Origin of the sequence: Kitasatospora sp. NPDC002551, assembly GCF_040296005.1 — a bacterium.
In the GTDB taxonomy this organism is placed as follows: domain Bacteria; phylum Actinomycetota; class Actinomycetes; order Streptomycetales; family Streptomycetaceae; genus Kitasatospora.
The window spans coordinates 88939-108016 of the sequence record NZ_JBEOWI010000018.1 but is presented as its reverse complement, the minus strand read 5'-3'; the positions used below and the strand labels follow the sequence as shown (position 1 = coordinate 108016).

The following is a 19078-nucleotide window of genomic DNA, read 5'->3' as shown; positions in this document are numbered from 1 at the left end:
AATGATCCGATCTGATCGGATGGCCGAGTGGGCGACGGTAGCCGTTGGTGCGCCGTTCACCTGCGAAAATGACGCACCGTCGGGGGGTGGGGTGGCAAGGTCACAATCTGATCAACTGGTTCATTTGATCCGGAAGCCTTGACGAATGATCGACTGCTTTCTAGATTCCGGCCAGGAACCCACCCGTTCCCGGACACTCCAGACGAAGGACACCCGATGCCGCTGCCCCCGGAGGACCGACGCCTCAGCCCCCGTACCGGCTGGACCAGGGCCCACTGGGAAGCGGTGGCCGACGACCTGCTCGCCGCCGTCCGCCCCCACGCGAGCCCCGGCCACGCGCTGATCGACCTGCCCGGCACCCGGCCCAGCTGGTCGGGCCGCCGCTCGGACGCCCTGGAGGGCTACGCCCGCACCTTCCTGCCCGCCGCGCTGCGGATCGCCGGCGCCGGCGGCGCCGACCCGCACGGCCTGCTGGAGCGGTACGCCGCCGGACTCGACGCCGGCACCCGCCGCCCCACCGGCGAACGCGACCTCGCCGACGGCGACCGGGAGTCCTGGCCGCTGATCACCGACCGGGGCCAGGCCATGGTCGAGTCCGCCTCGATCGCCTTCGCGCTGCGGCTCACCCGGCCCTGGCTCTGGGACCGCCTGGACGGCCCGGTCCGCGACCGCGTCGGGCGCTGGCTGGCCGACGCGCTGCACCGCACCCCCAACGACAACAACTGGTGGCTCTTCCCGCTCGCCGTCGGCGGCTTCCTCGCCGAGGCCGGCATCGAGGAGCCGGCCGCCCGCGCCGCCGTGCGCCGCGGACTGGAGCGGATCGACCGCTTCTACCTCGGCGAGGGCTGGTACACCGACGGCCGGCCCCGGGCCTTCGACCACTACAACGGCTGGGCCCTGCACCTCTACCCCGTCCTGCACGCCCACCTCGCCGCGGACCGGGCCCTGCTCGACGCGTACGGCCCCCGGCTCGCCGCCCACCTCGCCGACCACGCCCACCTCTTCGGCGCCGACGGCGCCCCCGTCCACCAGGGCCGCTCGCTCACCTACCGGTTCGCCGCGACCGCCCCGCTGTGGGCCGGCGCCCTCACCGGCCACACCCCGCTCGCCCCCGGCACCACCCGCCGGCTCGCCTCCGGCGCGCTGCGCCACTTCGTCGACCACGGGGCCTTCGACGACCGGGGCCTGCTCACCCTCGGCTGGCACGGACCGGAGCCGCGGCTGGTCCAGCCCTACTCCGGCCCCGCCTCGCCGTACTGGGCGGGCAGCGGCTTCCTCGGCCTGCTGCTCCCCCCGGAGCACCCGGTCTGGACCCACCCCGAGCAGCCCGCCCCGGTGGAGCAGCGCGACACCGTACGGGTCATCGCGAAGCCCGGCTGGCTGGCCCAGTCCACCGCCGCCGACGGCCTGGTCCGGCTGCACAACCACGGCAGCGACGACCAGCCGGCCGACCGGGTCGGGCCGGACGACCCGCACTACGCGCGCCTCGCGCACTCCACGGCCACCGGCCCCACCCACCGCGGCCCGGCCGACAACCACCTCGCCCTGCTGACCGGCGGCGGGCCGACGGAGCGCGGCCGCATCCGGCCGCTCGCCTGCGGCCCCGACTGGGCGGCCTCCCTCGGCCGCCCGCGCGTCGGCGGGCGGGACCTGCCCGGTGTGACGGTCACCTCGCTCACCCTGGCGCACGGCGCCGACGAGGTGCGCGTCCACCTGGTCGCGGGCGCGGAGCCCGGAACCGCCGTCCGGCAGAGCGGCTGGGCCGTCGCCGGCCGCAGCGCCGGGCCCGCCCCCGGGAGCACGCCGCCCGGCGCGGCCGGCTCGGCCGACGACGGCCGCCTCACCAGCGTGCTCCACCCGCTGCACGGCTTCACCACGGCCGCCGTCCTCGCCGTGCCGGACGGCACCGCCTTCGGCCCCGAGGCGGCCCTGCCGGTCCTCGGCGGCGTCCTCGCCGACGGCTCCGGCCTGCTCGTCTGCGCGGTGCGGCTCACCGGCGCCGCCGCCGGGCTGCCGCCGCTGGACGCGACGCGGGTGCGGGTGGGCGCCGCGGAACCGGGCGCGGACACCCGCCGCCTGGACCTGACCTGGCCGGACGGCACCACCCACCGGATCCGCATCGGGGCCGGCACGGTCTCCGTCGACAGCTGAGGACCCGCCATGCCCCTCGCCCTCGCCACCCTCGGCCTGCCCGGCACCCCGCTCGACCGGGTGGTCGGCCTGGCCGCCGACCACGGCTGGCACGGCCTCGAACTGCGCTGCGCCCCCGACCAGCCGGTGCACCCGGAGCTGACCGTGCCCCGGCGCCGGGCGGCGGTGCGGCTGTTCACCCGCGCCGGGATCGTGCCGCTGACCCTCGCCTCCTACCTCGGCGTCGCGGCGCCGGGGCCGGACGGGCCGGTGGTCGCGGACCTGCGGGCCCACCTGCGGCTCGCCGCCGACCTCGGCTGCCGCCATCTGCGGGTCTTCCCGCGGGGCGGCCCCGGGGCGGGCGCGGCGGCCGACGAGGGCGCGGCGCGCCGGCTCCTCGCCGTGGCCGAGGAGGCCCGGTCGGCGGGGGTGCGGATCCTGGTCGAGACCCATGACTCGCACCGGTCGTCGGCGGCCCTCGCGGCGCTGCTCGACCGGGCCGGCCACCCCGCCGTCGGGGCGCTGTGGGACCTCCTGCACACCTGGCTGGCCGGTGAGGAGCCGCGGCGGACCCACCAGCTCCTCGGCCGCCACCTGGGCTACGTCCAGGTGAAGGACGTGGCGTCGGCCGACGACCTCACGCCGCTCGCCCCGGGCGCCGGCGTCCTCCCGATCGCCGACTGCCTGCACTTGCTGCCGCCGGACGGCTGGATCGCCTGGGAGTACGAGGCGCCCTGGCACCCCGGGGCCGCCCCGCTGGCCCCGCAGCTCGCCGCCGGGGCCCGCCACCTGGCGGCCCTGGCCCGGCAATAGCGGCCCCGGCAGGCAAGAGGGAGGCACTGGCGGGCGGCGTGCGAGGGCGGGTGCACGCCGGTGGCGTGCCGCACGCGCGGGATGTACGGCACCGGTGACGGCCTCGGATACTGCCGGTCATGAACAACGGACCAGCAGGTACCCGGCTCCTCGCCGCTCTCGCCGCCTGCGCGGCCGGCGCCTCCCTGCTGGTGGGCGTCCAGGGCGGCCCCGCGTCCGCGGAGGTCGTCTGCGGCACCCACTCGGTCGACGGCGCGATCTGGACCGAGTACACCCAGGCACCCGGTGTGCGGGAGGCCCTCGGCTGCCCCACCGGCGACGAGCTCGGCCTTCCCGACGGGGTCGGCCGCCGTCAGGCCTTCGAGCACGGCTCGATCTACTGGAGCCCGGACACCGGGGCGCACGCCGTGTGGGGTCTGGTCCTCCAGGAGTGGGGCCGGCACGGCTGGGAGGGCGGCTACATGGGCTACCCGCTCACCGACGAACTGCGGAACCCCGACGGGATCGGCGTCCGCCAGCGGTTCCAGAACGCCACGGTCTACTGGTCGCCCGGTACCGGAGCGCACGCGGTGCACGGCAACATCGGGTGGTGGTGGGGGCAGTACGGGTACGAGCGGGGCTCGTACGGCTACCCCACGAGCGACGAGTACGACACCGGCGGCGTCGGCGGCAACGTCGACGACAACAGGGGCGTCCGCCAGGACTTCCAGTACGGCAGGTACCTGCTGTGGAGCGGTGGTCAGGCCGACGCCTTCGAGGCCTGCCACACCGCGTGCATCGGCTACGGCGGCATCACCGACACGAAGTGGGTCAAGAAGACCGAGGTCTACGTCAACTGGACCGACAGCCGTCTGACGCCCGTCCACGTGACCCCGACGGACGCCGCGTTCAAGACCGTCACGGGGAACGACGACGCCGCCAGCGACGTGAACGAGGACTGGCGGCAGGTGTGGTCCAACACGGCGATGTTCCCCGGCGCCACGCCGACCGCGAAGAACTCGACCCTCCAGCAGCTGCTGTGCCACGCGCAGTTCTCCTACCCCAACGGCAGCGGTGGGCACTTCGGCGGTCCGACGTGGGATCTGGAGACCTGGCACCCCGAACTCACCGGGGACGCCGAGGCGAAGCTCAAGAAGATGCTCCGCTCCGGGTGCAACTGGGAGACGGACTCGTAGCCTCCTCCGTGCCGGGACGCTCGGGCGGTCAGCCGCCGCAGGAGGTGCGCACCCGGAGGACGGGCAGCAGGGCGGTGCGGTGGACCGGCAGCTCCTCGCCTCCCGCGAGGCGCCGCAGCAGCAGGTCGAACGCCGCCTCGCCGACGGCGTGCCGGGGCGGCGCCACGGCGGTCAGCGGGGGAGCGGCGAGCGCCGCGAACACGTCGTCGTAGGCGATCAGCGCCACGTCGTCGGGCACCCGCAGCCCCCGGGCGCGCAGCAGCGGCGGCAGCCGGATCGCGTCCTGGTCGTTGTGGACGAGCACCGCGCGGGTGCCCGCGGCGACCGCGCCGGCGATCCGGTCGGCCAGCAGGACGGCGTCGGTCTGCGTTCCCTCGGAGGTGAGCGTGTCCAGCACCGGGAGCTGCGGCAGGTCCAGCAGCCGGGTCCCCTCGCGGTAGCCGGCCCGGACCTCCTCCGCCGTCCAGGAGTCGCTGCGGGCGGCCAGCAGCACGCTGTCGTGGCCGAGGCCGGCGAAGTGCCGCAGCGCCCGCAGCACGCCGTGGCGGTGGTCGGAGCCGACGGCGTCGAGCCGGGAGCCGGCGCCGTCCGGCGTCGGGGAGCGGCGCTCGACCAGCACCGCGGGGACCGGCAGGTCGTCGAGCCAGTCGCAGTCGGGGGAGCGCCGCCCGGGGAGCAGGCCCGGGGCGAGCAGCAGGCCCTCGGCACCGGACTCCAGCAGCCGCTCGACCTGGACCCGGTCGTCACCCGCCTGGTAGGGCGCGATGCCCAGGACCAGCCGGGCGCCGGCGGCGGTGGCGGCGGCGCGGGCGCCGGAGATCACCTCGTCGAAGTAGGAGCCCACCGAGGGGACCAGCAGGCCGACCGTGCGGCCGGAGCCCGCGGCGGTGCCGGCGGCGGGCTCCGCGGTCCGGCCGGCGCCGGGCTCGTCGAGCGAGACGAACCCGTGCGAGCGGACGAGCCGTCCGGCGTCGGCCAGTGCGGCGACGTCGCGCCGGACGGTGACGGCGGGGATGCCCAGCCGGTCGGCGAGGTCCTTGAGCCGCACCTGGCCGCCGAGATCGCCGACGGCCGTGACGATGAGCCGACGACGCTCCTCCCTGGACATGGCCATCCTTTCCCTCCGTGGTTCCGTGCTCTCTCCACCTGTTGAATAGATCAAATGGTATCGTTCGATCGAATCTCGATCAAGAGAAGCGGTCTGTATCGATTGATTGACCGCCCGATCATCCTGCTCATAGGGTGCGTACCGGCGATCGATCGTCGATCTCGCCCACTGCCCCCACCCCCACCCTCACCCTCACCCCGCCCGGAGTCCCTCGCTCCGGCCCACCTCCATGCCCGCACCGACGGAGGCACCCATGGCCGACCAGGCCGCCCACCCCGCCCTGACGCTCGACGGCGACACCTTCCTGCGCGGCGGACGCCCGCACCGGATCGTCTCGGCCGCCGTCCACTACTTCCGGATCCGCCCCGAACTCTGGTCCGACCGGCTCCTGCGGCTGCGCGCCATGGGCGTCAACACCGTCGAGACCTACGTGGCGTGGAACTTCCACCAGCCCGTGCCGGGCGCCGCCGACTTCACCGGCGACCGCGACCTCGCCGCCTTCGTCCGCACCGCCGGTGACCTCGGACTCGACGTCATCGTCCGGCCCGGCCCCTACATCTGCGCCGAGTGGGAGTTCGGGGGTCTGCCGGCCTGGCTGCTGGCGGAGCCCGGACTGCGGCTGCGCCGCGTCGACGGCCCCTACCTCGCGGCCGTCGACGCCTGGTTCGACGTCCTCGTCCCGGTGCTGCTGCCGCTGCTCGCCTCGCACGGCGGGCCCGTCGTCGCCGTCGCCGTGGAGAACGAGTACGGCAGCTACGGCAACGACACCGCCTACCTGGAGCACCTGCGCGAGGGCCTGGTCCGCCGCGGCGTCGACTGCCTGCTCTTCACCGCGGACGGCGCCGAGGACGGCTTCCAGCTGGGCGGCCGGCTGCCCGGACTGCTCACCACCGGCACCTTCGGGTCCCGTCCCGAGGAGTCGCTGGACTGCCTGCGCCGCCACCAGCCGGTCGGCCCCCTGGTCTGCATGGAGTACTGGACCGGCTGGTTCGACCACTGGGGCGTGCCGCACCACCTGCGCGACCCGCAGGAGTGCGCCGACGTCCTCGACCGGATGCTCGCCGCCGGCGCCTCGGTCAACATCTACATGGGCCACGGCGGCACCAACTTCGGCTGGTGGAACGGCGCCAACCACGACGGGACCACCTACCAGCCCGACACGACGAGCTACGACTACGACGCCCCGGTCGGCGAGGCCGGCGAACTCACCACCAAGTTCCACCTGTTCCGCGAGGTCATCGAGCGCCACCAGGGACCCAATCCGCACCAGCCGCCGCCGCCGCCCGCCCGGCTCGCCCCGCAGAGCGTCCCGGTCGCCTCCGGCGCCGCCCTGCTCGCCTCCCTCGACGACCTCGCCACCGTCCACCGCGGCGCCGAGCCCGAGCCGATGGAGGCCTACGGCCAGAACTTCGGCCTGATCCACTACCGCACCCGCCTGCGCGGCCCGCTCGCCCACGGGGAACTGCGCGTCGACGGACTCGCCGACCGCGCCCAGGTCTTCCTGGACGGCGCCCCGATCGGCGTGCTCGAACGGGACCGCCCCGACGAGGCGCTCCCGGTCACCGTGCCGGCCGGCGGAGCGGTGCTCGACCTGCTGGTGGAGAACATGGGGCGGATCAACTACGGGCCGCTGCTGCACGACCGCAAGGGGATCACCGGGGGCGTGCGGATCGACCGCCAGTACCAGTTCGGCTGGGAGGTCCGCCCACTGCCGCTCGACGACCTGAGCACCCTGCGCTTCACCCCGGGACCGCACGCGGGCGAGGGCCCCGCCTTCCACCGGGCCTGGCTGGCCGTCGAGGAACCGGCCGACGGCTTCCTCGCCCTGCCGGGCTTCACCAAGGGCATGGTCTGGCTGAACGGCTTCGCCCTGGGCCGCTTCTGGGACCGCGGCCCGCAGCGCACCCTCTACGCCCCCGCGCCGCTGTGGCACCCGGGCGCCAACGAGGTGGTCGTCCTCGAACTCCACCGGCCGGGTACCCGGATCGAGCTGCGGGACGGCCCCGACCTCGGCCCGACGGCCCCGCAGTGGACGCCCGCGGACTGAGCCTGACCGCCCCGGCCCCGACGCGCCCGCCGAAACCGGCACCCGCGCCGGGGCCGGGGCGGCTGATCGCGACCCGATCGTGTCCCGATCACGGCCTGACCGAATGGTAGATTCCTGTCCGCGTTGCGCAGATCACTTCGCACCGACCGGAGCAAGGCGCAGGGAGTGACATGTCGATCTCGGCCGACGAACGCCGCAGCCGCATCCTCGAAACCGTGCAGGGCCTCGGCTCGGTCCGGGTCGCGGAGCTGGCGGAGCGCCTGGCGCTCCCGGCGGTCACCGTGCGCCGCGACGTCGCGGCACTCGCCGACGCCGGCCTGCTCCGCCGCTCCCACGGCTCGGTGTCCTGGGCGGCGGCCGCCCCGCAGAGCGGTCCGGCGCGCGGTGAGGCACCGTCACTCGGACTGCTCGTCCCCGCGGTCGGCCAGTACTTCGACGAGGTGATCGCCGGGGCCCGGGCCGCCGCCGCCCAGGCCGGCGCCCACCTGGTGCTCGGCATCTCCTCGTACGAGGCGAGCGCCGACCAGGTCCAGGTGGAACAGCTGCTCAAGTCGGGCGTCAAGGGGCTGCTGCTCGCGCCCAACTGGACCCCCGCCGACACCCCGGGCCGCGGGGACTGGGTCGAGGACCTCCCCGTCCCGGCCGTCCTGGTGGAGCGCCGCCCGGCGCCGGGCAGCCCGGCCGAGGAGCTGGACTCGGTCGCCTCCGACCACCGCCACGGCGTGCTGCTCGCCGTGCGCCACCTCGCCGGACTCGGCCACGGCTCCGTCGCGCTGGTCGCCCGCCGGGACACCTGGACGGCGCACGAGATCCGCCGGGGCTACGCCGAGAGCTGCGAGCTGCTGGGCCTTCCCGCCGAGCCCGTCATCGACATCGTGAACCCGGTGGCGGACGCCGAGGCGGTGGCGGACGCCCTGACCGAGGCCTGCGCGCGCGGTGTCCAGGCGGCGCTGGTCCACAACGACCAGGACGCGATCCAGCTGCTGCCGCTGCTGCGGGTCCGCGGCATCCAGGTGCCGGACCAGCTGGCGGTGGTCAGCTACGACGACGTGCTCGCGGCCCTCGGCGCTCCGCCGCTGACGGCGGTCGCCCCGCCGAAGCGGGCCGTCGGCTCCGAGGCGGTCGCGCTGCTGCTGCGCCGTCTCGGCGGTGACGACCCGTTCCCGGTCCACCACCTCCTGCTGCTGCCGAGGCTGACGGTCCGCGAGTCCTGCGGCGCCCGCACCGCCTGACACGGCTCCGCGGTTCGCCCCGGCCCTCGACCCCCGGTTCCCCGAACTTCTACAGTCCTGTAGATTCTCGCTGGTGGCGGCCGTCGGCGCGGGCCCGGCCCGGCCTGCCCGGGTGCGGTGTCCGGCCGTCCGGCGCGCCCGCCGGAGCCGACAGAGACGACAGGAGTAGCAGTGAGTTCGCGTGTGCTCGCGAAGATCGCCCCCGCCCTCGTACTGGTCGGGCTGGTGCTGGGCTCGCCCGGCGCCGCCCAGGCCGCACCCGCCGTCGCCCAGGCCGCACCCGCCGTCGCCCGGGCGGTGCCCGCCGTCACCCAGGTGGCCGTCACCCAGGCCGCCGGCCCCGGGACCGCCGCGCAACCCGGCGGCGAGCGGCCGGAGGCCGTCCGGACCGCGGGCGACCGCGCCGCGCTCGCGGCCGGTGACACCAAGGAGAAGAAGAAGGGCGGCTTCTTCAAGAAGCTCGGCATCGCCGCCCTGGTCGTCGTGCTGCTGATCGTGCTGTTCTTCGTCGCGCTCGTCGTGGCGATCGTGTTCGCGCTGCGCCGGATCTTCCGCCGCCGCCGGGAGGCGTGACCGGACCGGCCGGCCCGCCGGCGGCGAGCAGGTCGTCCGGGGGCGCGGACCCGACGCGGCGGCAGCTGGTCATGGACCCCGGCGACCGCGTCAGGCGGGACGTGCGGCCGCCGGCCGCGGTCGGCCGCATCGGGGACGGCGCCGCCGGTGCTGCGTCCGGCGATGGCCGGCGTGGTGACGCCGTGTTCGCGCAGTCGGCGGCCGGGATCCGTGGCGGCCGGCGCGCCGAAGCGGGTCCGGCGTGCGGCGCGGTCGCCCGCCCGGCGCGTCGGGCGGCGCGTGGACGGCGGTGGCGGCGTCCACGTGGTGCGGGAGGCGGTGCGGAGTTGGCGGTCAGCCGCGGCCGGGAGCCGGGTCCGGCAGGTGCCGCGGCGTCAGGTCGCCGCGCGGCAGCAGCAGCGGACTGGCCAGGATGAGCAGCCCCGCCGCCGCGATGGCGGTGCGCGGGCCGGTGGCGTCGGCGAGCAGTCCGCCGAGCGCGGTGAGGAGGGCGATGGACGTCTGCTGGGCGACGGACCAGGCCGACAGGGTGCGGGCGACCAGCCACTGGGGCGTGCGTTCGAGCCGGTAGGTGGCGAGCACCGGGTTGTACAGACTCATGTGCACGACGATCGCCAGCTCGACGGCGATCACGGTGACCAGGCCGACGACGCCGGGGCGGACGAGGACCAGGCCGATCAGCCAGACCGCCCGCAGGGTGCCGACGGTGCGGAACACCCGCTGCCGGCCGTGGCGGGCCACCACGCGGGCGGCCAGCCGCGAGCCGAGGAGGCCGCCGAGGCAGGGGACGGCGAAGGCGAGGCCGTACTGCCAGGGCGCGAACCCGAGCCGGCCGAGCAGGAGCACGGCCAGCAGCGGCTCGGTGGCCATGATCAGGCCGGAGACCAGCATGTTGTTGAGGCAGAGCGCCCGCAGCCCGGGCTCGCCCATCAGGTGCCGCCATCCGTCCAGCACGGCGCCCGGCCCCACCCGGCCCGCGCCGGCCGGTCGCGGCGCCTCCTCCCGGCCCCGGATCGCGGCGATGCCGAGCGCGGAGAGCAGGTAGCTGAACGCGTCGGCGAGCACGGTGGTGACCGGCCCGAACAGGCCGATCGCCGCCCCGCCCAGCGGCGGTCCGATCGCGATGGAGCTCCAGTTCGTGGACTCGAAGCGGGCGTTGGCCACCAGCAGGTCCTCCGGCCGGACGAGCGCCTTGAGGTGGGCGCCGCTCGCCGCGTTGAACGCGATCCTGGCGGCGGCGACCACGGCGGAGACCACCAGCAGCTGGACGAAGCCGAGCCGGCCGACGGCGTGGGCGACGGGCACCGAGGCCATGGCGGCGCAGCGCACCAGGTCCGTCGCGATCATGACCGGGCGTTTGCGCCGGAACTCCACCCACGGTGCGAGCGGCACCGCGATCAGCGCGCCGACCGCGGGCCCCACCGCCGACAGCGCGGCCACCTCGCCGGGACCGGCGTGCACCACCAGCACGGCGATCAGCGGCAGGGCCCCGAATCCCAGCCCGGATCCGTAGGCGCTCGCCGCGTAGGCCGCCCACAGCCAGCCGAACTGCCGGCCCAGCGCTCTCCTGCCCGTCATGCCGCGCACGCTCCCCTTCGCCGTCCCGACCGAACAAACCGGCGTTGACCGGGGAGAGCCAAGCGCTCCGGAGAAGCGCAGGTCAAACAACCTGCTCACCGGATCCGCACAACCTCCGGTTGTTCACTAAGGTGGGCCGGCATGGACCTCGAAGCTGTACGCACCTTCGCCGCCGTCGCGGAGGCGGGCCAGTTCCAGAAGGCCGCCGCCGACCTGTCGATCACCCAGCAGGCCGTCTCCAAGCGCATCGCCGCGCTGGAGCGCGACCTGGGCGTGCGGCTGTTCGACCGCACGCCCAGGGGCGCCGAGCCGACCATCGACGGGCGGGCGTTCCTGCCGCACGCGCGCGAGCTGCTGCGCGTCGCCGAGCGCGCGGTCGCCTCCGTGCACGCCGGCCGCCGTCCGCTGCGCGTCGACGTGATCAACCTCCGCGGCGCCGCGTCCGGCCTGCTGCGCGGCTTCCACCGCGCGCACCCCGGCACCGAGCTGGACGTGCTGACGCTGCTGGAGATCGAGGCCGCCGTCACCGCGATCCGCTCGGGCACGATCGACGCGTCCTTCCGGGCGGTCGCGATGCCGGGCCGGCCCCTTCCCGAGGACCTGGCGTCCGTCCGGGTGGTCGACGAGCCGCTCCAACTCCTCACCGGCCCCGGCCACGCGCTGGCGGACGCCCGGTCGGTGACCCTCGCCGAGCTGGCCGGGCACCGGATCTGGATGCCCGGCATGCTCCCCGGCAGCGAGTGGGCCGCCTACTACGACGACCTCGTGGCGGAGTTCGGCCTCACCATCGAGGCGACCGGCCCCAACTTCGGCTCCGAAGCGCTCCTGGACACCGTCGCCGACACCCCGGCGCTGGCCACCTTCATGGGCGCGCACACCCGCCTCGTCTGGCCCGCCGGCCACGGCCTGCGCCTCGTCCCGGTCACCGACCCCGCGCCCGTCTACCCGCACGCCCTGCTCTGGCACCGCGACAACCTCCACCCGGCCCTGGCCGCCCTCCGCACCCACCTCGCCGCCACCGGAGCCGTCCACGACGCCCCCGGCACCTGGCGCCCGCGCTGGGTGGTCCCGGGCTGACCGCCGCGCCGCCGTGCTCCCGCGCTCGGCCGGGGACCGCGCGCCACCGGCGCGGTGTGCGGCCCCCGGGCTCAGGCGAGGGCGGCGACCAGCAGGGCGAAGGCGGCGATGATGACGGCGACGCGGGCGTAGTGGTAGCGGTCCCAGCGGTTCATCTGCTCCTTCCAGTCCTCGGGCCGGTTCTCGGGGGTCCACGTCTTGCCCTGGTCGTTGATCGGGACGAGCAGCAGCACCGACATGAGCACGCTGACGATCAGCAGCCCGCCGGCGGTGACGACGAGGCCGGCGCCGTGGTGGTGCCATCCGGCGACGGCCCATGCCGCGACGAGGACGAGCGAGGTGATGTACCAGACCGGCATCACGGCGCCGAGCATCCGGCCCCCGTGGGCGCGGCCGAGCTGGCCGCTGTCGCCGGGGAGTGCGTCGAGGATCCGGTTGACGACGAAGGCGACGGAGAACTCCACCCCCACCATCACGCCGACGGACACGGTGGTGAACACCTGGAGTGCGTTGAGCATGATGACCCCTCCTGGGATCTAGCGCTGCTAGCTGATGAGGCAACGCTAGACCTGCTGTCGCTCGATTGTCTAGCGGTGCTAGGATCGGGTCATGTCGGTACAGGAACGCAAGCAGCGCGAACGGGCGGAACGCGAACGCCTCATCGTGGCGACGGCCCGCGAACTCGCCGAGCAGCAGGGCTGGGACGCGGTCACCACCCGCCGGCTCGCCGAGCGCATCGAATACAGCCAGCCCGTCCTCTACAGCCACTTCCGCGGCAAACGCGAGATCATCGGCGCCGTCGCCCTGGAGGGCGCCGCCGAGATGGCCGTGGCGCTGCGGGCCGCGACCTCCGCCGCGGACGGCCCCCGCGGCCGGGTCACCGCCCTCGCCCACACCTACCTCGACTTCGCCGCCCGCAACCCGGCGGTCTACGACGCCCTGTTCCGGCTCGACGGTGGCCTGGCCTTCGCGGACGAGGACACCCCGGAGCCTCTGAAGGACGCCTTCGCCGCCCTGCTGGAGAGCCTCGCCGAGGTCGCCGGGGACGGTGTCCACCCGGGACTGTTCACCGAGGTGTTCTGGGCGGCCCTGCACGGACTGGCCACCCTGACCAGGGAGCGACGGCTCCCGCCGGAGGAGACCGGGCGCAGGGTGGAGCTGCTGGTGGACCGGCTCGCCGTGCTGTGACCCACCGCACCGGCGTCGGCAGCGGTGTCCAGTCGGCGAACTCACCGGCGGCGTATTCTCCGGGCGGTTTCCCCGCGCACCGTTGACCGCCGGCGCCGCGCGGCGCTTGGCTCTCCTCGGGCCCGCCGGCACGGGGAGCAGGGGGCGGGCCGGACTCGACCGTCCGGGGAGGACGCATCACCATGCAAGCGAGCAACCGAACGGGCCGCATCCGCCGCACGGCACGAGCCGCCGCCCGCGTGCTCGCGGTGGCCGCGGCGGTCGCCGCCGGCGCCGCGCCGGCCCAGGCCGCCCCCGCCTGGGGCCGCACCGTCCAGGCCGACCTCGGCGCGGACGGGGCCCGGGCCGACCGGCAGTCGACGGGCCTGGGCATCAGCGGCAACGGCCGCTACGCGCTGTTCGGCTCGTCCGCGACGAACCTGCTCCCGGGCGCGGCGGCCCCCGCGTTCGGCCTGTACGTCCGCGACCTGCGGACCGGGCGGACCGAGCTCGTCAGCCGGGCCGACGACGGCACCCCGTCGGCCGCCGTCGACGAGACGGCGGGGATCAGCGGCGACGGCCGCTACATCGCCTTCTCCGCCGAGGCGGACGGCGTCCACAACGTCTACGTCCGCGACCGCGTCCGGGGCCGCACCACGCGGGTCACCACCGGAACGGCGAGCGCCGAGGGGCGGGACAACGGCGCCTACCACCCGGCGATCAGCGCGGACGGCCGGCGCATCGTCTTCATGTCGGCCCGCGCCGACGTCGTCCCCGGCGCCCCCGCGGCTCCGGACACCCGCAACATCTACGTCACCGACCGCCTCACCGGCGCCACCCGCCTGGTCACCGTCGGAGCCGACGGGCAGCCGGCCGACGCCGACTCGGACCGTCCGACGATCAGCGCGGACGGCAGGACGGTCGGCTTCGGCTCCCGGGCGAGCAACCTGCTCCCGGCGGCGGCGGGCGGGACCACCGCCGGCCTGCTCCGGCCGCGCTACACCACCCTCTACGCCACCGACCTGCACCGCGGCACCACCGTCGTCGCCGCACTCGCACCCGACGGAACGCCCGGGCCGGCGGACCCGGTGCTGCGTCTCAGCCCCGACGGCCGCTACGCCGTCTACGCCCTCGCCGCGCCTCCGCTGCCGCACGGCAAGGCCCGCACCGAGCTCTTCGTCCGGGACCTGCGGACGGACCGGGTGCGGAGCATCAGGACGTCCGCCAACCCGGACGCGATCTGCTGGGCGGACGCGTCGGCGGCCGTCACCGCCGACGACCGGTGGATCTACTTCTCCGGCGGCTGCTCCGACACGGTCATCCCCGCGAGCCGGGCGCGCTACGACCTCCACCGCCAGGACCTGGCCACCGGGCGCACCGAACTGCTCACCACGGCCGCGGACGGCTCGCCGCAGGACGGCGCCGCCGTCAGCCCGTTCGTGACCGCCGACGGCCGCACGGTGCTGTTCAGCGACAGCAGCACCAACCTCCTCCCCGGGGACCCCGGCCCCTACGACTGGCACGTCTACGTCCGCTCACTCACCCGCGGCTGACCCGCGGTGCCCGGGCCGGTCATGGCCCGGGCACCGCCCGGCCACGCGTCCCCGGCGCCGGAAGACCGGGGGAAGCCCCTGGTCACCCTCCCGAAGCCACCCGGGGAAGCCGCCGCGCCACCGCGTCGGCGAGGCGTTCGAACTCGGCCCGCAGGAACGGCGACGCGAGGCGCGCCGGCCCGTGGAACCGCAGCCGCGCACGGTAGACGACCACCGCGCGGTTCCCGGAGGCCCGGACCGTGATGTCGTCGGTGGCCGTGACGGTCCGGTTGCGCCCGACGAACACCAGGCGGCCGGGCTCGTACCGCTCCAGGCGGTAGTGGAGCTCGGTCCGCCGCCCCCTGAACCTGGAGACGTTGCGCCAGGACGCCCCTTCCGCCAGGGCGGCGCCGTCCAGGCGCACGCAGCTCTCGGTGCCCGGATCCCACTGCGTCGCGTGGCCGAAGTCCGCCAGGTAGCGCAGGACCTCCCCGGCAGGCCGGTCCACGACCATGGTGCGCTCCACGCTGATCATCGGGCCTCGTGAAGTCGGCGGACGATGTCCATCAGTGCTCCCGGAATCTCGGCTGCCATGACCCGTGTCCGCCTCCCACCCTGGGACCGGTGGCCCGCCGGTGGCAGCCGCAGCGTTGGTGCAGCGGTCGCGGCGCCTTCCCCGGCGAGGGCGGTCCGATCCGCGGCGTCGCCGTCTCCGAAGCACCGGGGTGGAAGCCCCGCGTCCGCGCGGAGCGGGAAGGAGCGGGCGAGATGTCACTGGACGCGACCGAGGTGGTCGTCGTGGGCGCGGGCCTGGCCGGCCTCGCGTGTGCGCTGGACCTGACGGCGGCCGGCCGGGACGTGCTGCTCGTCGAGGCCGCCGAGGAGGTGGGCGGCCGGATGCGCACCGACGTGGTGCGGGGCTTTCGCCTGGACCGGGGCTTCCAGGTGTTCAACACCTCCTATCCGCAGGTGAAGCGCCGTCTGGACCTGCGCGCCCTACGGTTGCACCCGTTCACCGCCGGGTTCTTGACCGCCGGCGCCCGAGGCTCGCACCGCGTGGTGGACCCGACCAGGCACCCGGGCCGGAGCCGCGACCTGCTGCCCGGTCGGCTGATGCCCCTGCGCGACCTGGCGGCGCTCGGGCTGCTCGGGGCGTGCGACGCGGTGCTGCCGGCCGGCGTGCTCAAGCGCCTGCCGGAGACCAGCACCGCTCGGGCGCTGCGGGCCGCCGGCGTGTCGCGGCGCACCCTGGACACGCTGCTCGCACCGTTCCTCGCCGGGATCTTCCTGGAGGAGGGACTGGAGACCTCCAGCCGGATGTTCCACCTGGTGTGGCGCAGCCTGGTGCGAGGGAGCCTGTGCCTGCCGCGCGACGGCATCGGCGCCGTCCCGCGGCAGCTGGCCGACCGGCTGCCGGAAGGACGGCTGCTGCTCGGCGCGCCGGTGGACCGGGTGACGGCCGACGGCGTGGCGCTCGCCGACGGGTCGGTGCTGCGGGCCGGCGCGGTCGTGGTGGCGACCGGGATGGCGCGGGCCGCCCGTCTGCTGCCGGGCCTGCCGGTCCCGGCGGGCCGGGCGGTGACGACGTTCTACCACGCGGCGCCGGCCGCCCCGCTTCGTGAGCCGACGCTCGTCGTGGACGCGGATCGGCACCTGCTGAACACGGTGGTGCTCTCGGAGGTCGTCCCCGGCTGCTCGCCGGACGGACGCGCGCTGGTGTCGACCTCGGTGCTGGGAACGGACGCCGACGAGGAGGCGGCCCGGACTCGCGCGGGCGTGCTGTACGGGGCCGACACCTCGCGGTGGCGGCTGCTGGCCGACTACCGGATCGCCGACGCCCTGCCGGCCGGACCCGCCCCGCTCGCGCTCAGCCGCACCACCCGGTTCGCACCGGGCCGTTACGTGTGCGGGGACCACCGGGCGACGGCGTCGGTGCAGGGGGCGCTGGCCTCGGGCGCGCGGGCGGCCCGGGAGGTGTCGGCCGATCTGGACCGCGCCCGCCTCGCCCGGCCCGCCGTGCGCGGGGGCGCCGGCCGGTGATCACCCCCGCTCGGGCAAACGCTGCACAAACGCTTCGACTGCGCCCCGCGCTCCGGACCGCTGCAGCGTGGAACCGTGACCCCAGCCGCACAGTGCCACCCCGACCCGCGCGTCGCCGACGCTCCGGCCACGACGACCGAGGACCTGGCCCGCCTTCTGGCGAGCTCGGCGGGCGGGGACGACGCGGCGTACGAGCGGCTGTACCGCGCGGTCGCCGGGCCGGTGTACAGGGTCGCCCTGCGCACGCTGCGCAGCCCCGCCCACGCCGAGGAAGTGGCCCAGGAGGTCCTGCTGGAGGTGTGGCGCACCGCGGCGGCCTACCGGCCCGAGCGCGGATCCGTGCTGGCCTGGGTGCTCACCATCGCGCACCGCCGGGCGGTGGACCGGGTGCGGTCCGCCCGGGCGGCGGCCGAGCGGGACCTCCGCGCCGCGCTGAGGGAGCCGGTGGACGACGAGCCGCCGGACGTCCGGGTGGCGCGCTCGCTGGACGGGCTGCGGGTGAGGGCGGCTCTCGAACGGCTGAGCGGGGTCCAGCGCGAAACGGTGGTGCTGGCCTACTACGCCGGGTACTCGCAGCGGGAGATCGCGGATCTGCTGGACGTGCCGCTGGGGACCGTGAAGACCAGGACCCGTGACGCCCTGATCCGGCTCAGGGCCGTGGTCGGCCCGTGCGACCGGGCAGCGCCGCCGCCGCCCGCCGCCCGGGCCGTGCCCGTGACCCCCGGAACACCCCCGACCGCGGGAGGACGTCATGACCCCCGACCGAGACCTGCTCACCCACGGGCGCCCGGTGCCCGCGAGTCCTCCCACCGGGCCGCCCGAGGGCGAGGGACCGATGTGCGCGGTCAGGTCCACCCCGGAGCGGGCGGAACTCCGCTCGGCACGGCCCGGTTGGATTCCCCCGCCGGTGATCGCCACCATGGTGGTGTGCTGCCAGGGGTTCACCGTGGGAAGGATCGCCGGATGGTGACGTCGACGGCCGGCGGCGACACCGGACGGCAGGGCGGCGAACCGCCCGCGGCGTCCCGCCCACCGGAGGACGTGGGGCTGCCGACCGGCGGCGTGGCCCAGCGCCTCGGCGTGTCGCCCACCACCATCCGCTCCTGGGAGCGCCGCTACGGCATCGGCCCGGCCCACCGTGAGGCGGGGCACCACCGCCGCTGGAACCACCAGGACATCGCCGTGCTGGAGGCCATGTGCCGCCTGACGGCCCGGGGGGTGCCGCCGGGCGAGGCCGCCCGCGCCGCGCTGGCCGAACGCGCCGCCGCACACCGCGGCACCGGCCCGGTGGATCCTTCCGGGGAACCCGGTACGGCCGCCCGCGGCGGTGCGCGGTCCGCCCCGGGTCCCGGCCCCGGCGGGAGCAGGGCCCTGCGGGTCGGGGCGGTGCGCCCGGAATGCCGGGGCCTCACACGGGCGGCGGTGCGGCTCGACGCGCCGGAGGTCGCCGGGATCCTGCGCGAATCCGTCGGCACCCTCGGCGTGATCGACGCCTGGACCGAGGTCATGATGCCCGCCCTGCGGGCCGCGGGCCGCAAGTGGGCGGCGGACGGCGAGCAGTACGTCGAGGTCGAGCACCTGCTCTCGTGGCACGTCTCCAGCGTGCTGCGCGGCGTGGCGGTGGACGCCGTCACCGCGAGGCCGGTGCCGCCGGTGCTCCTGGCGGCCGCGCCCGGCGAACAGCACAGCCTCCCGCTCGAGGCGACGGCCGCCGCGCTGGCCGAGCGCGGCCTGCCGTACCGCATGCTCGGCGCGGCCGTCCCGCCCCGGGCACTGCTCGACGCCGTGCACCGGATCGGCCCGGTCGCGGTGATGGTCTGGTCCCAGGACCGGCGTACCGCCGACCGCGAGCTCGTACGCCGGGTCGCCGCCAGCACGTGGGGCCCGCGCGGTTCCCGCGGCCGGGCGCTGGTGGTGGCCGCCGGACCCGGCTGGGCCCGCACCCGGCTGACGGCCGGCACCGCGCGCCCCCGCACCCTCCGGGACGCCGTGGACCTCCTCGAACGGGCGGTCACGGCCTGACACCCGCGCCCTCGCCCGGGGTGACGCGCCGTCGGAAAACCGGACCCAATCCGCTGCGCGGTCGGCTCCGAAGAATCGGTGCAACGACAGTGCAGGCCGCCTGACGGCCCCGCCGGGAGGGACCCTCATGACCACGTTCGACACCGTCTCCGCCGACCGGGCCGGCCCCATCGCGCAGAACGGCGAACGACCGCGCCGGGTGGTGGTCGTGGGATCCGGTGTCGCCGGACTCACGGCGGCGTACCGGCTGACCCGGGCCGGCGTACGGGTCACGCTGTTCGAGGCCGACGCACGACTCGGCGGCCACGCCCACACCCAGGAGGCCACCGGGGCGGACGGCCGGGCGCTGGCCCTCGACACCGGCTTCCTCGTCCACAACGAGCGCACCTACCCCCATCTGCTGCGGCTCTTCGCCGAACTCGGCGTCCGCACCCGCGACACCGAGATGAGCATGTCCGTGCGGTGCGACGGCTGCGGCCTGGAGTACGCGGGCGCGCGCGGCCCCGGCGGACTGTTCGCCGGGACGGATCGACCGGCTCCCGCCCGTCCCGGGGCCGCTCCGGCCGCTGGCCCGGTTCCGGCAC

15 protein-coding genes and 1 pseudogene are annotated in these 19078 nt (G+C 75.8%); 12 read left to right on the top strand and 4 right to left on the bottom strand.

The features are described 5' to 3' along the window. Window positions 1–216: 216 nt before the first annotated feature. The 3 genes from ABT093_RS17870 (at window position 217) to ABT093_RS17860 (ending at window position 4118) form a co-directional block, all read left to right on the top strand. A complete protein-coding gene (locus ABT093_RS17870; protein WP_350565223.1) occupies window positions 217–2151 on the top strand; it encodes a DUF2264 domain-containing protein in 1935 nt (644 codons plus the stop codon). 9 nt (window positions 2152–2160) lie between these two features. Continuing rightward, the gene (locus ABT093_RS17865; RefSeq protein ID WP_350565221.1) at window positions 2161–2943 is read left to right on the top strand and encodes a sugar phosphate isomerase/epimerase family protein; all 783 of its coding nucleotides are present in this window, start codon (window positions 2161–2163) and stop codon (window positions 2941–2943) included. Window positions 2944–3062: 119 nt separating this feature from the next. After that, entirely contained in the window at window positions 3063–4118 is a 1056-nt protein-coding gene (locus tag ABT093_RS17860; protein WP_350565219.1) for a hypothetical protein, read from the top strand. A gap of 28 nt (window positions 4119–4146) precedes the next feature. Here ABT093_RS17860 and ABT093_RS17855 read toward each other — a convergent pair whose 3' ends face one another. Continuing rightward, complete coding sequence (locus tag ABT093_RS17855) at window positions 4147–5232, bottom strand: substrate-binding domain-containing protein (RefSeq protein ID WP_350565218.1); 1086 nt, start codon at window positions 5230–5232, stop codon at window positions 4147–4149. Window positions 5233–5479: 247 nt separating this feature from the next. Between ABT093_RS17855 and ABT093_RS17850 the strand changes: the two genes are divergently transcribed. The 3 genes from ABT093_RS17850 (at window position 5480) to ABT093_RS17840 (ending at window position 9078) form a co-directional block, all read left to right on the top strand. After that, a complete protein-coding gene (locus ABT093_RS17850; protein ID WP_350565216.1) occupies window positions 5480–7273 on the top strand; it encodes a glycoside hydrolase family 35 protein in 1794 nt (597 codons plus the stop codon). A gap of 170 nt (window positions 7274–7443) precedes the next feature. Further along, on the top strand, window positions 7444–8505 hold the full coding sequence (locus ABT093_RS17845; RefSeq protein WP_350565214.1) for a substrate-binding domain-containing protein: 1062 nt from the start codon (window positions 7444–7446) through the stop codon (window positions 8503–8505). A gap of 171 nt (window positions 8506–8676) precedes the next feature. Next, window positions 8677–9078: a hypothetical protein gene (locus ABT093_RS17840; RefSeq protein ID WP_350565212.1), complete on the top strand. Its 402-nt coding sequence runs from the start codon at window positions 8677–8679 to the stop codon at window positions 9076–9078. 333 nt (window positions 9079–9411) lie between these two features. Here the strand turns inward: ABT093_RS17840 and ABT093_RS17835 are convergent, their stop codons facing one another. After that, complete coding sequence (locus ABT093_RS17835; protein ID WP_350565210.1) at window positions 9412–10656, bottom strand: MFS transporter; 1245 nt, start codon at window positions 10654–10656, stop codon at window positions 9412–9414. Window positions 10657–10797: 141 nt separating this feature from the next. Between ABT093_RS17835 and ABT093_RS17830 the strand changes: the two genes are divergently transcribed. Further along, window positions 10798–11733: a LysR family transcriptional regulator gene (locus tag ABT093_RS17830; protein ID WP_350565208.1), complete on the top strand. Its 936-nt coding sequence runs from the start codon at window positions 10798–10800 to the stop codon at window positions 11731–11733. A 71-nt stretch (window positions 11734–11804) separates the two neighbouring features. On the opposite strand, the gene ABT093_RS17825 is transcribed toward ABT093_RS17830, so the two are convergent. Beyond that, window positions 11805–12251 carry an anthrone oxygenase family protein gene (locus ABT093_RS17825; protein WP_350565206.1) on the bottom strand — a complete coding sequence of 149 codons (447 nt, stop codon included), beginning with the start codon at window positions 12249–12251 and terminating at the stop codon, window positions 11805–11807. Window positions 12252–12342: 91 nt separating this feature from the next. On the opposite strand from ABT093_RS17825, the gene ABT093_RS17820 reads away from it, so the two are divergent. Both ABT093_RS17820 and ABT093_RS17815 read left to right on the top strand, forming a co-directional pair. Then, the gene (locus ABT093_RS17820; RefSeq protein ID WP_350565204.1) at window positions 12343–12921 is read left to right on the top strand and encodes a TetR/AcrR family transcriptional regulator; all 579 of its coding nucleotides are present in this window, start codon (window positions 12343–12345) and stop codon (window positions 12919–12921) included. Between the two features lie 182 nt (window positions 12922–13103). Beyond that, complete coding sequence (locus ABT093_RS17815; RefSeq protein ID WP_350565202.1) at window positions 13104–14453, top strand: TolB-like translocation protein; 1350 nt, start codon at window positions 13104–13106, stop codon at window positions 14451–14453. Window positions 14454–14535: 82 nt separating this feature from the next. Here the strand turns inward: ABT093_RS17815 and ABT093_RS17810 are convergent, their stop codons facing one another. Further along, window positions 14536–14967, bottom strand: a complete 432-nt coding sequence (locus ABT093_RS17810; protein WP_350565200.1) for an SRPBCC family protein — start codon at window positions 14965–14967, stop codon at window positions 14536–14538. Between the two features lie 233 nt (window positions 14968–15200). Between ABT093_RS17810 and ABT093_RS17805 the strand changes: the two genes are divergently transcribed. The 3 genes and pseudogenes from ABT093_RS17805 to ABT093_RS17795 form a co-directional block, all read left to right on the top strand. Continuing rightward, on the top strand, window positions 15201–16472 hold the full coding sequence (locus ABT093_RS17805; protein ID WP_350565198.1) for an NAD(P)/FAD-dependent oxidoreductase: 1272 nt from the start codon (window positions 15201–15203) through the stop codon (window positions 16470–16472). A gap of 75 nt (window positions 16473–16547) precedes the next feature. Further along, window positions 16548–18494: a sigma-70 family RNA polymerase sigma factor gene (locus ABT093_RS17800; RefSeq protein WP_350565197.1), complete on the top strand. Its 1947-nt coding sequence runs from the start codon at window positions 16548–16550 to the stop codon at window positions 18492–18494. A 127-nt stretch (window positions 18495–18621) separates the two neighbouring features. Beyond that, a pseudogene (locus tag ABT093_RS17795) lies at window positions 18622–19014 on the top strand (FAD-dependent oxidoreductase); the annotation flags it as partial. Window positions 19015–19078: the final 64 nt, after the last annotated feature.